The sequence below is a fragment of the Flavobacterium sp. ST-158 genome (assembly GCF_058309975.1).
This window is the reverse complement of the sequence record NZ_JBZEEN010000002.1, coordinates 15,221-28,944: the sequence shown is the minus strand read 5'-3', so window position 1 is coordinate 28,944 and position 13,724 is coordinate 15,221. Positions and strand designations below refer to the sequence as shown.

Below are 13,724 nucleotides of genomic sequence, written 5' to 3'. Positions count from 1 at the left end.
TATACAATTAAAACATTGCGTTATGGAACATGTAAATATTTTTATAAAAGCGATTTTTATTGAAAATATGATATTTGCCTATTTCTTAGGCATGTGTTCATATCTGGCTATTTCCAAAACAGTAAAAAGTGCTGTAGGACTAGGGCTTGCTGTGACATTTGTTTTATTTATTTCAGTTCCTACTTGTTATCTCTTAGAAAAATATGTTTTAAAGGCAGGTGCTTTACGATGGCTCTCATCCGATTTTGAAACCGTTGATCTTAGTTTTTTAAGTTTTATTATGTTTATCGCTACCATTGCTTCTATTGTACAATTAGTAGAAATGATTGTCGAAAAATATGCTCCAGCACTGTACACCTCTTTAGGTATATTTTTACCCCTTATTGCCGTTAACTGTTCCATTTTAGGAGGAGCTTTATTCATGCAAGAAAGAGAATACGCTAGCTTAAGTGAGGCCACGGTTTTTGGCTTAGGTTCTGGTGTAGGATGGTTTTTAGCCATTGTAGCCTTATCTGCAATTAGAGAAAAATTAAGGTATTCCAATGTTCCTGCTCCATTGAGAGGTCTGGGAATTACTTTTATCCTAACTGGATTAATGGCCATTGCCTTTATGAGTTTTATGGGAATTTCGTTATAAATTTATAATCAAATAAAAGATGATAATTCTAAGTATTAATAGCACCACAGTCATTTGCAGTGTAGTTGTTTTTTTACTATTCAATTCACTGCTTGTGTATATAATTCTATTTGCTAAATCCAAGCTTACCCCTTCTGGTTTAGTAAAAATTACCATTAACGAAAAAGACGAACTTAAAACCGAAGCGGGTTCCTCATTATTGACAACCTTGTCTAATGAAAAAATATTTTTACCATCAGCCTGTGGCGGTGGTGGCACTTGTGGCATGTGCAAATGCCAAGTCCTATCTGGAGGGGGCGAAATATTGCCAACTGAAACTCCTTATTTTACCAGAAAAGAACAACAATCAAATTGGAGATTAGGTTGCCAAGTGAAAGTTAAGCAGAATATGGAAATAGTAATTCCTGCCAATGTTATGGGGATTAAAAAATGGGAATGTGAAGTTGTTTCTAATGACAATGTGGCTACTTACATTAAAGAATTAGTGGTCAAATTACCTGAAGGTGAATTTTTAGAATTTGAATCGGGTTGCTATATCCAAATTGACATTCCTGGATGTGAAATTGATTTCAAAAATAATCTTTACAAAATTGACGATCGTTTCAAAGAGGATTATGATAAATTCCAAATTTGGGATTTAAAGATGAAAAACCCTGAACCTATTTTCAGAGCTTACTCAATGGCTAATCATCCTGCGGAAGGAAACATAATCATGCTCAATATACGTCTTGCTACTCCTCCCTTTGACCGAAAAGCTGGTCGTTTTATGAATGTTAATCCCGGAATTGCCTCTTCTTATGTTTTTGCTCTAAAACCCGGAGATAAAGTTACTATTGCTGGACCGTTTGGTGACTTTCATATTAAACCAACCCAAAGAGAAATGATTTATATTGGTGGTGGTGCAGGAATGGCCCCACTACGTTCTCATTTATTTCATCTTTTTCATACCAAAAAAGAAAAAGATAGAAAAGTGAGTTTTTGGTATGGAGGACGATCTTTAAAAGAAGTTTTTTACACAGAACATTTCAGAAATATAGAAAAAGAGTTTTCTAATTTTGAATACAATATCGCACTCTCTGAACCATTAGCTGAAGATAATTGGACAGGTTACACGGGATTCATTCATCAAGTTTTGTTTGAAAATTATCTCAAAAATCATGAAGCCCCAGAAGATGTAGAATATTATATTTGTGGACCACCAATGATGAATGCAGCTATTTTTAAAATGCTTGACGAACTAGGAGTACCACCTGAAAATATTGCATTTGATGATTTTGGAGGATAAAAACCATTGTATGAAAAAATTCCTAATCCCCTTACTCACATCTCTTATTGTTATTACAGCTTGCAATAACAATAAAAAAAAGTTAATTCAAATTGTAGGTAATGCACAAGGAACTACTTATCATATCACCTATATTGCTGAGAACAATGTAAATTATAAAAAAAGTATTGATTCTCTATTAAATGTAATTGATTTATCAATGTCAACATGGATTCCTAATTCCATTATTTCCAAAATAAACAATAACGAACCCAACGTAATTGTAGATCAATATTTCAGAGATGTTTTTATAAAATCCGTTGAAGTTTCAGAAAAAACAGAGGGATTATTTGACATAACTGTTGGCCCTTTAGTCAATGCCATGGGATTTGGTTTTTCGAAAAAAAACAACCTAAACAATCATCAAATTGATAGTTTATTGCAATTAGTGGATTATAAAATGTTGCGACTGGAAAACAACAAAATCATAAAAGAAAAACCACAAATCAAACTAGACTTTAATGCTATAGCACAGGGATATTCCGTTGATGTTTTATCTAATTTTCTAGAGAAAAAAGGCATCTATAATTATTTAGTTGAAATAGGTGGCGAATTGAAAGCCAAAGGGAAAAAAGGTAAAGAAGCATGGAAAGTAGGCATTGATCAACCCAACGAAAAATCAACTTCTGAAAGAGAATTAGAAGCCATTATTCACTTAAACAATAAAGCACTTGCTACTTCTGGAAATTATAGAAAATTTTATGTAGAAGGCAATCAGAAGTTCTCTCATATCATCAATCCTAAAACAGGCTATCCAGCTAAACATAATTTATTAAGTACTACTGTAATTGCTAAAGATGCTATTACTGCAGATGCTTATGCTACGGCATTTATGGTTATGGGATTAAGAAAATCAAAGGAATTTTTAGACCAAAATAAAAAATTAAAACTAGATGTTTTTTTTATATATGATGAAAACGGAACTTGGAAAACTTATACTTCTGAAGGCTTAAAAAAATCAATAACCGAACTGAACTAAGATTTGCATTTTTCCTGAGGTTTAGCCCCACAAATACTGCATGCTCCACCTTCACTTTGAATTAAAGGATTATTGCTACTACAAGTACCGGAAAACTGTCCGTTTTTTTTAACTAATAGTTTAATAGCAATTCCTGCAATTCCAAATGCTAAGAGTACAATTGAAAGAAGGATAGTTAACATAATTGTTTTCTAAATTGATATAATGAAAAGACTTATTCGGCTTTAGTTCCTGAAATATACGAATCCAAATAGTTAATCGTGATTTTTTGATTTTCCATTATGGCTTTTACCACATCCCCAATCGAAATAATCCCAACTACTTTTTCATCAGACAATACAGGTAAATGTCGAATTCTTCTATTGGTAATCAAATCCATACAATAATAGATATCATCTGTTGGTTTTACAGTAATCATATCTTCATCCATAATTTCATGGACGAAAGTGTCTTTTGAAGTTTTATTTTGCAAGACAATCTTACGAGCATAATCTCTTTCAGATAAAATCCCTTTTAAAATAGTATCTTCAATTATTAAAACGGCTCCAACATTTCTTTCTCCCATTATTTTCAATGCTTCATAAACCGTAATAGTCGAACATATCGAATGAACTTCTGTTCCTTTTTCCTTTAATATTTGTTCTACAGTCATAATAAATAGATTTATGTTATCTATAAATTTAAGAAAAAAAAAGAAAAAATTAAGCTATATTTTGATTTCTCTAACATATTACTTTAAAAAAAAGCTTTAAATATCAGATACTTATATAAAAAACAATAACTATCTACTATTATAGTAATTACTTAACAGGCTTAATAATCATTACATTTTTTACTTTAATCACAGAGTCTTTTATCAAAAAAAACTTTAAGAAAAAAGTATTACAAAGACCCTCTCAAAATCAATTTAAAAGGATTTTCTATATGTTCTTTGGAACCATTGAGGACTAAATTAGCCGCTGAAATACCCATCGTTTTAAAATCAGTAGAAATGGTAGTAAGTCCATTCATGATATAATTCTTCAACGGTGTCTCATTATAAGAAATCAAACCTACCTGTTTTCCAACAGTTAAATCTAAACTTATAATCTTATCTAAGATTTTAACCAAATCTTCTTCCATCAAATTGATATACACCTCTCCTTCGCTAACTTTTTCTTCATCAAGGTTGTTTACAATTTTGAAATTGAAGGCATAATTGTAACAAAAGTTTTCAAATCCTTTGACAATCTCTTTAGAAAAATAACTATTTGTTGGAAAAATTAATTTTAAGGTGTGATACTTGCTTAACGGTTCTAAGGCTTCGGTTAAAGCATTGTAAATATCCTGTTCAAAATTTTCATAAACAGCAGCATATTCTCCACTAATATCTTTTATTTTTTTTCCAACTAGTATCAGTTTATCTTTAGGAATATCATCAATCAATCTCCTATAAGCATCTGATTTTTCAATAAAATGGGGGATAATTACATAATGCGTATATTCTGTTTTTTGCTGTTGTAGTAACTTTTTAAACAAAGCGTAATCATTATTGTAGATATAAAAATCAATGGCAGCTTTGTCTCCTAAAGTTTCCACAAAAGCATCATAAATTATTTTTTTGTGTGCGCTCAACTTATTGAACATCAAAAATATTTTTATATCCTGCGAAACATCAGTATTTGCAATAAAGTATCCTTTACCATGAAAAGCCTCAAGAATTCCCATTTTACGAAGGATATTATAACCTTTTTCAATAGTAACTCTAGATATTTCATATTGAAAACTGAGTTCATTAATAGAAGGCATGGCGTCTCCCTTTTTCAAAACTCCTTGTTTTATGGCATTCAAAATAGCATTTACTAATTGTTGGTATTTTGGCGTAGCCGAAAATTCATCAATAGTAAGACTGGCTATTTTAGACGTTTTTTTCATTTTGTTTTTTACAGAAATTACAATGTAACAAAGTTATTAATTTGAGAATAGAATAATCTATAATCCTTTACTAAATAGAAACTGTTCCATTACAAAAGAAATAATCATTTATCTCTTTTTATTCATTAATGCATTAGTATTTTCTTTTCAACCATTCATCTGGTACAGGAATAATACAAATATTCATACTGCGATTGTCTTTACTCAACATAGCAGATTGTATTTCAATTTTGGTTCCATCGGGGCTCATGGTAGGATGTGGATGATCGGAAGCTGTTTGTTTGTGTCCAGTAGAAAGCAACATCATTTCGTTAGTATGGCGATCAATCAGGTAAATACTTCTGGAAAAATCGTCCCCAACTGCCCATCGACCATCTGGCGAACCACTCACATGCCATAAACCACTTCCAGAATCTGTTTGACCTGCAATTTTCATTTCTCTAGTTCTTAAGTTCACTATAGCCAATCCAGTAGGTTTTTCTCTAGTTCCCGAAGGTCCCCAAGCAGCTTCTTGACCAGGATTAGCACCATTTACAGCAGTGCCTGTTGTATCTTGACTCTGAATTTTTCTATGTCCCATAATAGCCATTGCTACTTCGTCTTTGCTAATCACGGCTTCATGAGTTACCCATTCGTATTCTGATTCTGGATATAAAGGTCTAAGACCTGTTCCGTCACTCAGCACTGTCCAAGTACGTTGTGGTGACTTCCCACCAGTTTCCCAGCAAAAAATAATTTCACCCGCTACCCAAGGATTGGTTTGTATATGACCTATTTGAAAAGGAACTGAAACTATATATTTAATTTCTCCTGTATGGACATTCATAGCCGCAATTCCAGACGGTCCTGCTCCCATTTTCCTAGGACCAAAATTCTCTTCCAGCTTTGTCCCTTCCGGCAAATATTTTGCAGCATATTCTTTTCCAACTCGAAAATAAGCCCAGTTTTCATCACCATCTAAAGCCAAATCGCCACCAGCGTCCATTTCTGGATTAGTTGTGCCACAAACACGCTGATAATAGACTGCTTTTTTTAGTTTTCCATTCTTACTGTCTTCGAATAGTTTTGCCAAATCAACTTCTACAATCTGCATAGATGATGGCTCAAATTTTCGAGTTCTTTCTTTTTTATCTTGCTTTGCATTTTTATCAGCTACTTTTCTCATAAAGAAAAGCTTCATACTGTTGCGTGCTACATTTAACATCCCAACATAGCCACCCTCGGTTACTTGAACCATTTCACCTGTTTTCTCATTCACAGCCATAGCTTCTCCGTCTACTCTATTTGAACGAAAAATAAGCCATTGCCCATCAGAAGTCCACTGATTGTGCGTTTGATAAATTTTACTATCCCCCATCGGTGTACTGGTCAAAAAAGTCAACATAACACCCGTTACAGGATCTTTTATTATCTTTCTTTCAGAAGGAAATCGCTTACCAATCTGTGCATTTAAACTTTGTATAAAAAGTAGAAAACTAACCAAAACTACACTCTTAGAAAACTGTTTCATATTTTTAGATTTTTACTGAGATTGAGAATAAAATTTGATTAACTAATAACTCTTTGACTCCATTTTTTTACCCTCCCTATCTTTTAAAGGCTTGCTATCTTTAATAGATAATTCGCTTACATCTTTCGTTATAAGCATTTTAGAACAATTACCCTTTGCAGTTGAAAGGTTTCGTATTTTTATTCCTTTTACATCTGTTACTATCATTGCTGGACGTGTTTCTTTTCCTAGCAAATAAAGATTAACATTGTTTAATTCTATATTTTTTACATGGCGAATAAAAAAACCATAAGCTGGTAAAACACCAAATTTTTGAGGTTCTGGATAGCCTTTTTCAAATTCAGGAACTTGGTCTTGAATACTGTTTTCTGATACAGAATCAAGCGGACGATACCAAATACTAATATTACTCAAACGTATCTCTTCTATTTCATGTCCCGGAATTCCACTGATGAGCGTTGCAAAACGGGAATCGGCATTATAGACATTTATATTACTGATATTAATGCGCCGCAAAGTCCCAACTGGAGTTCCTTCTGGCGCGCGCATTCTGCCTCCGAGTCGTAAAAAAATAGGCGAATTTATAATATCCCGCATCGTAATATTAGTTATTGTCACATCTTCTAACAAACCGCCATCAACGGTTTCGAGTGCTAATCCACGGCAATATTCAAAAACACAATTACTAATGCTGATATTTTTAAAACCGCCATTGGATTCTGTTCCAAATTTGATACGTCCCGTTGGTCCTTCTTTATCCGGCACTAAATCAGCTTCATTTCTCAAGTATGTACCATTGTAAAAAGTACCGCGATCAAAGCCACTTACACTACAATTGGTAATAGTTACATTTTCGGTTGGTCGGGCATAACCCAATGCAAAAGAACTTTTAAGACAAATTCCATCATCCCAAGGCGAATTAACAGTGCAATTTGAAATACGAACATTTTTGCAACCATCGATATCCATACCATCCCTATTGGTATCAATCTTCAGATTATCAATAGTTAAATTATCTACTCCAGTTGCTAATATTCCAAAATGGCCACCATAAAGAATGGTAAAATCCTTGAGAATTACATTTCGACAAAGTTTTAAAGCAATGGCTTTGTTCCCAATTGGCTCTCGATAAGGACCACCTCTAGATAATCCTTTTCCATGAATTATTCCTGGTCCCAGTATAGAAATGTCTTCTAAATTCTCACCCCATATTAAGCTGTTGTGCCAATGACTATGTCCAAAATCCTGAAAAATATCATTATCTGCTTTTTCGGGAGCATCATACCCTATTTTATCAGAAGGCGTTGCCGCCAATATAGTAGCTCCTTGATCCAAATACAATGCAATATGGCTTTTAAGCCGAATGGAATAACTGAGATAAGTCCCAGCAGGAAAATAAACAGTGCCTCCACCTGCTTTTGCGGCAGCTTCAATAGTGTTGTTAATGGCTTGAGTATCCAGCGTATTACTATCTCCTTTAGCACCATAAGTTTTTACATTAAAAACAGTTTCTGGAGCTGCCTGAATACTATTTAATCCAGTAAAGAAAAAACACCAACAAAAAACATATTGAAAAATAGACATTGGAAACAAATGGATCGTTTTTTTCATATAATTAACACAAAACATTAAAATTAAGGGATAGCAATTTACAAATAGAAAATGAATACCTCATCCTGTTGCATCCTGCATAATGAAGTGTTACAATTAAAAACAAAAAAACCAGCAAATAATACTATTTACTGGTTCTAAGTTATGTTAAAAACTAATTTTTAATACTTTACCATTTTTTTTTCTCCATTAGAAAAAGAAACACTTACCGTATTTTCCTTAGAAGAATAGTTTATTTTTTTCACCGCTATTAATTCTTTGTTTGTCCATTTTTCTCCTGATTTTTTCCACAACATCAATGTAGCATAAATTCCATCGTTTTGATTATTAGCATCATTTGATACATCAATAACACTACTTTCGTTCGCTTCAGGATGCAAACCTTTAGCCTGAACCACTTCAGTTTTTTCCCAACCTAAAAGCGGCACCATTGCCAATTGGTATTTTCCGTTATCTATAATTGTTACTTCTCGATTTTTAATTTTTCGAACAGTAGTCTTAATATCACCATCTAGTTTTGGTAAGGCATAATGCCCCAATCGCATTGCAAATGGTGTTGCACTATTATTCTTGTCTACTCTTAAAATTCCGTTTGCCAAAGGAATATCAGCTAGATTGAATTGAACATTTGAATCCGTTTCTAAAACTACATCTCTGTAATAAATACCTTCTTCAAACTTTTTAAAAGTATATAATCGAAATGCTTCCCATTGATTCAATTTATTTTTGACTACATAATTCATCGCTACTTCGCCCTTTTCGCCATCGGCTTGCCAAGGAAAAGCACTATTATATGATAATCGATTGTAATTTTCAGTGGAACGGAATTTTTGCCAATCGTCTTTTACTTTTTCATGACACCAAGCTCTTACTTCAGAAGCACCAATATTAGGATAATCAGTAATTAAAATTTCCGAAACGCCTTGGTACTTATTATAGACTTTATCTTTTTTGAATTCCGTTTCCCATGCTCCTTCGTCTTCTTTGGCTGTCCAAAACGGATTATCATCTGGCACTAATAATCCTAAAAAGGCTTTCCCCATCCAATACACACTTCCACGACAGCTGTAAATTTGCACAGCTGGTTCAAAAGCGCCATAAAAACCAAGTGTTGGCACATTGTCTTTCATAAAATCCGGATGCGTAAAAAACTGCTTGATAACTCCAGAAGCTATTCTTCGCATCCAACCATAATTGGTATCAGCAGCCGCTTCAAACCCCATCAAAGGAAATGGAATAATAGATCCTGTTCTATAACTGATACTTCTACCCCACATAATCATTTCGCCATTTTGGCTAAACAAATAAGGATAATTATTTTTTAAATCGGCAAAATTATTCTTGAATCGAGCTGCGTATTCTGGATAGTGTTTTTTTCCAAAATATTCAGACCAAATGGTTCCGTACATCTGGAAAGCCCACATGCTGTAATAGTCATATGCTGGGCTATCATTGTACCAGCCGTTTCCGCGATAATCGTTTAATGATTTATCTAAATATTCCACCAATAATTTTTCGTTTACCGCATAACCGTGTTCTTTAAAGAAACTCAACACAAATATGTTGAAAAACTTCCAATTCGAATCCACCGTTGGCCCATCGCCATAACTCAACATTGTTTTAGCTAAAGCATCTTTTTGTTCCTGTGACAAAGGATTCCAAAGCACTTCTGGATTAATCAATAATGAAACAGCCAAAGCTCCAAATTCCACTAAATTTTGACTTGGTCCGCCATTTTTAGAACGAGGAACAATATAGGAAGCACTGTTAGAATTCGATAATTGGGTAATTTGGTGTCGATAATAATCAGCCACTTTGATATTATTAATTACCAATGATGGATTCTCTTTCAAAAGTGGAGCGGCCACGAACAAAGTTCTGCACAAGCCTTCTAGTTTTTCGGTTGGCACTTTGCCTTCGTCTAGAGGATAACTTTTCCCTGGTAGTTTGGGAAATTTCATTGGATCATCTAAGGAATGGATGTATCCAAAAGCGCCTTCCAAAAGATACATAGCAGCGTCTTTCCAATGTTGTTTTGTCATTCCTGTGTAAGGACTTGTTTTAAAATCGGGATTTTTAATTTCGAAAACAGAATTAGGATTTGTTTTTTGATTTTCCAATTGTTGAGCACAAATGGGCAAACCCAACAACAATAGTAAAACTAGAAATTGGTGTTTTTTCATAATGGTTTTAAAATTTAAAAGAAATTTTGGTTTTAGCAGTTTTCCAAAGATAAAAAGTCAAGTCAATAAATCGAACTACTACCCACCAGTTTGTTTGTTGTATAAAAAAAGGAAAGTCTCTTTTAATAGCACTTTCCTTTTTTGAGTTTTTCTTCTCTTTAATTTTTCATAAGAGGATTAATCCCTGCATGAGTAGGAATCACTTGCTTAATACTTCCATCGGCATTGAATTCTAGTTTGTTAATACAAACTTCACGATGAAAACCTCCGGCATCACCCATTTTTATTCCGGTAGGATATGAAAAACGATGATAGACAATGTACCATTCATCTTTTTTAGAAACTTTAACTACTGAATTGTGTCCTGTAGCATAGATACCTTCCTCTTTAATTCCCTGAATAACAATATTATCTTTTGGAATTTCAATTGGTCCTAAAGGCGATTTAGAAATACCATATCGTACTTTATAATTTGGACTTCTGGTGTCATCTTCACTCCATAAGAAATAATAAGTTCCCTCTCTATAAATCACATAAGTTCCTTCTCTAAACGTATTATCAACCTCTATTAACTTCGTACTTCCTTCTTTTAAAGAAACCATATCAGGATTCAATTCGGCAACAGCCATATATCCATTTCCCCAATACAAATAACTTTTCCCCGATTTAGGATCAGTAAAAACATCCGGATCAATTTCCTGTCCGCCTCTTGCTCCTTCCGGACGGGAACTTACCAATGCTTTTCCGCTATCTTTGAAAGGTCCTGTAGGATTATCCGAAACAGCCACACCTATTTTTTGAGCTGCCGTGAAATAATAGAAATATTTATATTTTCCTTTTATTTTTTTCTCCACAATACAAGGAGCCCAAGCATTTCTATTAGCCCAGGAAACATCTTTTTTAAGGTCTAAAATTACACCTTCGTCTTTCCAATCTACTAAATTATCTGATGAAAATGTTTTGAAATAATAACCTCCCCACCCATCAAATCCATCACTGGTAGGATAGATATAATATTTTTTGGTTTTATTCGAATATAAAACTTCCGGGTCAGCATAATAGCCTTCTAACACTGGATTATTATTGATTTGAGGATAATTAGCTGGTTTTCCCCATTTAGCAATTAATCTTTTTAATTCAGCACGAGTGATAGGCAAAATGGTTCCATGACGTGGATGAAAATCCATTGAAATATCATTATCAATCACTGTAAAATTTTCTAAATCTTTAGTTTTTGTAAACTGATATTTTCCTTTCATGTACATATCATACATTAAGATATACTCGTCAGAATGATTCAATTTGAAAACACTTGCTCCCTCAACAGCTTCTTTTGTTTGCTGTAAATAGTTGTCATTTTCGGTCCAGTTTCCAGAAGTTAAATCAGTAGTTGTAGCTACTTTTATACCAGGGCTTTTGGTTTCCGTTTTATAAAAAAGGTGATAGATTCCGTCTTTTTCAATAATATCACCATCTATACAGGCATTTCCAGATTTTGGAACAAATAATACTTTTGGTTCACTTTCTAAAGCAGTAAAATCTTTATTGGCATAAGCATAATAAATAATATCCGGACCACCTGCATGTTGCATGCTGAAATAAATCATGTATTTACCTGCTTTAGCATCATAAATGGTTTGCGGAGCCCAAACTCTTTTTAGGTTTTCGTTTCCTGAAAAAGTAGTTTGAATATTCACTACACTGCTTTTCCAATTCACTAAATCGGTACTTTTTAACAATACCATGGCGCGATTAGAATCCCAACCTTTTGAAGAGGTCATATCAGTCAACACCATGTAAAATGTTTTACCATCATCTCCTCTTAAAATATGAGGATCACGAACCCCACCCGTTGAACTAATGAGTTTACTATCTATAACGGGTTTGTTATCGTTTAAATGGTAATAATGGTAACCATCCGGACTTATAGCATAGCGCACCGCTTCTTCTTCAACCGCATTTCCTGTGAAGTAAACAAATAGATAAGCTGTTAAATCTTTCTCAGCAATAACAGGCGGAACACCACTTTTATTTTGAGCTTGTAATCCATTAATAAACATTAAAAAGAATACAAAACTATAATGTATTTTTCTCATTATTTTTTAGTTTTCAATTTATAAAGAACAGAAGCATGCGCCTTTAATGAAACCGAAATTTCATTAGTAACTGTACCTACTTTTTTTCCAGACCATAAGTTTACAGCATCTGCTTTAGTAATTTCTAAATCTGCTAATGACACCGAAACCTTTACATCATTTTTATCTGAAATATTAAATAGAGCTAAGTAAACACTTCCATCTTTTGGATTTCTTGAAGTCACTGCTACTTTTCCATCTTTTTGAAAAAGTTGTTTTACATCAGTGCTTTCGTTGTGCATTTTTACTACTTCTTTGTTGGTCAACAATGACAAAGTAAAGGCATCATTACTTGGTAAATCACCTCCAAAAAACAAGGGCGATTTAAAGATGTTAAAGAAAGTAATCAAGGTATATTGTTCGTCTTTTGTTAAGCGTGACATTCTGTCCTCACCACGTTCTCCTCTTAACGAAATTCTTCCTAACGGAATCATATCGCAATCAGGCCAGGTTCCCGGCGCGATATACGGATACCATTTTTGAGCCACGTCCATTAAATGTGTAATGTGTGGCCAGGTATCCCAAACATCATCCACCATACGCCACATATTAGCATGAGAACTTACGTGAGCAGCTGCCGAAATTGGCGTTTCTCCAGGCGAAGTACTTAAAACAATTTTACGACCACATTTATCTATTGCTTTTCTAATCAGGTTGATTTCTCCTTCGTGATAAGGTCTTGACAAATCGTCAATTTTGATAAAATCTATTCCCCATTGTGCATACAATTCGAATAAAGAATCATAATATTCCTGAGCTCCCGGTTTGTCAGCAAGAATTGTATAATTATCTTTCAACCATGTACATTGCAAATCTGTAGTGTAAATTTGGTCGGCAGTAATTCCGTTTGCACCTTTGATAGGTAATTTTTCTTCCACTGCTTTTTTAGGAATTCCACGCATGATGTGGATTCCAAATTTTAATCCTTTTTTATGAATATAATCAGCCAATGGTTTAAATCCGTTTCCATCTTTTGCCGAAGGAAATCTATTCAAAGCCGGTAAATACCTTCCGTATTGATCCATCACATAACGAGGATCCTTCTGGTTGTAACCTCCCGCTTTATCATTTTCTACAAACCATCGAATATCAACAACAATATATTCCCAACCATATTTTTTCAAGTTTTTGACCATGTAATCGGCATTGGCTTTCACTTCATGTTCCTCCACAGTAGAACCATAACAATCCCAGCTATTCCAACCCATTGGTGGTGTTTGCGCCCATTGTTTAAAATCGACATTTTTTGAATCGGTGCTTTGAGCATTGGTCACAACCGTTACTAAAACAATCCCTAAAGCCACAGCAATTTTGTTCTTAATTTTCATTTGGTTTTTTTATATGTGTTAATAGTACACTTCAAATATAATGAATTTAAAATTTTATAAATAAAGCTATTCATCTAAAAAGACAAATAGCTCTATTTACATT

At 33.7% G+C, this 13,724-nt stretch carries 11 protein-coding genes and 1 pseudogene; 3 read left to right on the top strand and 9 right to left on the bottom strand.

From position 1 onward, the window contains the following. The first annotated feature begins 22 nt into the window (after positions 1–22). Genes nqrE through AC4FRF_RS04640 form a run of 3 tightly spaced genes read left to right on the top strand, consistent with a single transcriptional unit; the run spans position 23 to position 2,940 of the window. On the top strand, positions 23–637 hold the full coding sequence (gene nqrE / locus AC4FRF_RS04650) for an NADH:ubiquinone reductase (Na(+)-transporting) subunit E (protein ID WP_491158314.1): 615 nt from the start codon (positions 23–25) through the stop codon (positions 635–637). 19 nt (positions 638–656) lie between these two features. After that, positions 657–1,922 (top strand): NADH:ubiquinone reductase (Na(+)-transporting) subunit F, encoded by a 1,266-nt coding sequence (nqrF, locus tag AC4FRF_RS04645; protein WP_491158313.1) that lies wholly within the window; start codon positions 657–659, stop codon positions 1,920–1,922. A gap of 10 nt (positions 1,923–1,932) precedes the next feature. After that, the gene (locus tag AC4FRF_RS04640) at positions 1,933–2,940 is read left to right on the top strand and encodes an FAD:protein FMN transferase (protein ID WP_491158312.1); all 1,008 of its coding nucleotides are present in this window, start codon (positions 1,933–1,935) and stop codon (positions 2,938–2,940) included. Here AC4FRF_RS04640 and AC4FRF_RS04635 read toward each other — a convergent pair. From AC4FRF_RS04635 to AC4FRF_RS04595, 9 genes and pseudogenes are all read right to left on the bottom strand, one after another. Then, positions 2,937–3,122: a membrane or secreted protein gene (locus AC4FRF_RS04635; RefSeq protein ID WP_491158311.1), complete on the bottom strand. Its 186-nt coding sequence runs from the start codon at positions 3,120–3,122 to the stop codon at positions 2,937–2,939. The two genes, AC4FRF_RS04640 and AC4FRF_RS04635, sit on opposite strands and share 4 nt — an antisense overlap. Positions 3,123–3,154: 32 nt before the next feature. Next, complete coding sequence (locus tag AC4FRF_RS04630) at positions 3,155–3,370, bottom strand: CBS domain-containing protein (protein ID WP_491158587.1); 216 nt, start codon at positions 3,368–3,370, stop codon at positions 3,155–3,157. A gap of 57 nt (positions 3,371–3,427) precedes the next feature. After that, positions 3,428–3,625 (bottom strand): annotated as a pseudogene (locus tag AC4FRF_RS04625) (CBS domain-containing protein); the annotation flags it as partial. Between the two features lie 197 nt (positions 3,626–3,822). Then, positions 3,823–4,854 (bottom strand): winged helix-turn-helix domain-containing protein, encoded by a 1,032-nt coding sequence (locus AC4FRF_RS04620; protein WP_491158310.1) that lies wholly within the window; start codon positions 4,852–4,854, stop codon positions 3,823–3,825. A gap of 133 nt (positions 4,855–4,987) precedes the next feature. Beyond that, positions 4,988–6,364 carry a TolB-like translocation protein gene (locus AC4FRF_RS04615; RefSeq protein WP_491158309.1) on the bottom strand — a complete coding sequence of 459 codons (1,377 nt, stop codon included), beginning with the start codon at positions 6,362–6,364 and terminating at the stop codon, positions 4,988–4,990. A 42-nt stretch (positions 6,365–6,406) separates the two neighbouring features. Further along, positions 6,407–7,975, bottom strand: a complete 1,569-nt coding sequence (locus AC4FRF_RS04610; protein WP_491158308.1) for a rhamnogalacturonidase — start codon at positions 7,973–7,975, stop codon at positions 6,407–6,409. A 161-nt stretch (positions 7,976–8,136) separates the two neighbouring features. Further along, positions 8,137–10,158: a DUF2264 domain-containing protein gene (locus AC4FRF_RS04605; protein WP_491158307.1), complete on the bottom strand. Its 2,022-nt coding sequence runs from the start codon at positions 10,156–10,158 to the stop codon at positions 8,137–8,139. A 158-nt stretch (positions 10,159–10,316) separates the two neighbouring features. Continuing rightward, complete coding sequence (locus AC4FRF_RS04600) at positions 10,317–12,254, bottom strand: glycoside hydrolase family 43 protein (protein ID WP_491158306.1); 1,938 nt, start codon at positions 12,252–12,254, stop codon at positions 10,317–10,319. Beyond that, positions 12,254–13,621, bottom strand: coding sequence for a glycoside hydrolase family 27 protein (locus AC4FRF_RS04595; RefSeq protein ID WP_491158305.1), 1,368 nt, complete (start codon positions 13,619–13,621; stop codon positions 12,254–12,256). Before AC4FRF_RS04595 ends, AC4FRF_RS04600 begins: the two co-directional genes overlap by 1 nt. Between the last annotated feature and the right edge of the window lie 103 nt (positions 13,622–13,724).

Excerpts from the sequence above, each read along its gene's own strand:
- AC4FRF_RS04640 (WP_491158312.1), top strand. The coding sequence starts at position 1,933 with ATGAAAAAATTCCTAATCCCCTTACTCACATCTCTTATTGTTATTACA.
- AC4FRF_RS04600 (WP_491158306.1), bottom strand. The coding sequence starts at position 12,254 with ATGAGAAAAATACATTATAGTTTTGTATTCTTTTTAATGTTTATTAAT.
- AC4FRF_RS04620 (WP_491158310.1), bottom strand. The coding sequence starts at position 4,854 with ATGAAAAAAACGTCTAAAATAGCCAGTCTTACTATTGATGAATTTTCG.
- nqrF (WP_491158313.1), top strand. The coding sequence starts at position 657 with ATGATAATTCTAAGTATTAATAGCACCACAGTCATTTGCAGTGTAGTT.
- AC4FRF_RS04630 (WP_491158587.1), bottom strand. The coding sequence starts at position 3,370 with ATGGATGAAGATATGATTACTGTAAAACCAACAGATGATATCTATTAT.
- nqrE (WP_491158314.1), top strand. The coding sequence starts at position 23 with ATGGAACATGTAAATATTTTTATAAAAGCGATTTTTATTGAAAATATG.
- AC4FRF_RS04615 (WP_491158309.1), bottom strand. The coding sequence starts at position 6,364 with ATGAAACAGTTTTCTAAGAGTGTAGTTTTGGTTAGTTTTCTACTTTTT.
- AC4FRF_RS04635 (WP_491158311.1), bottom strand. The coding sequence starts at position 3,122 with ATGTTAACTATCCTTCTTTCAATTGTACTCTTAGCATTTGGAATTGCA.
- AC4FRF_RS04610 (WP_491158308.1), bottom strand. The coding sequence starts at position 7,975 with ATGAAAAAAACGATCCATTTGTTTCCAATGTCTATTTTTCAATATGTT.
- AC4FRF_RS04595 (WP_491158305.1), bottom strand. The coding sequence starts at position 13,621 with ATGAAAATTAAGAACAAAATTGCTGTGGCTTTAGGGATTGTTTTAGTA.
- AC4FRF_RS04605 (WP_491158307.1), bottom strand. The coding sequence starts at position 10,158 with ATGAAAAAACACCAATTTCTAGTTTTACTATTGTTGTTGGGTTTGCCC.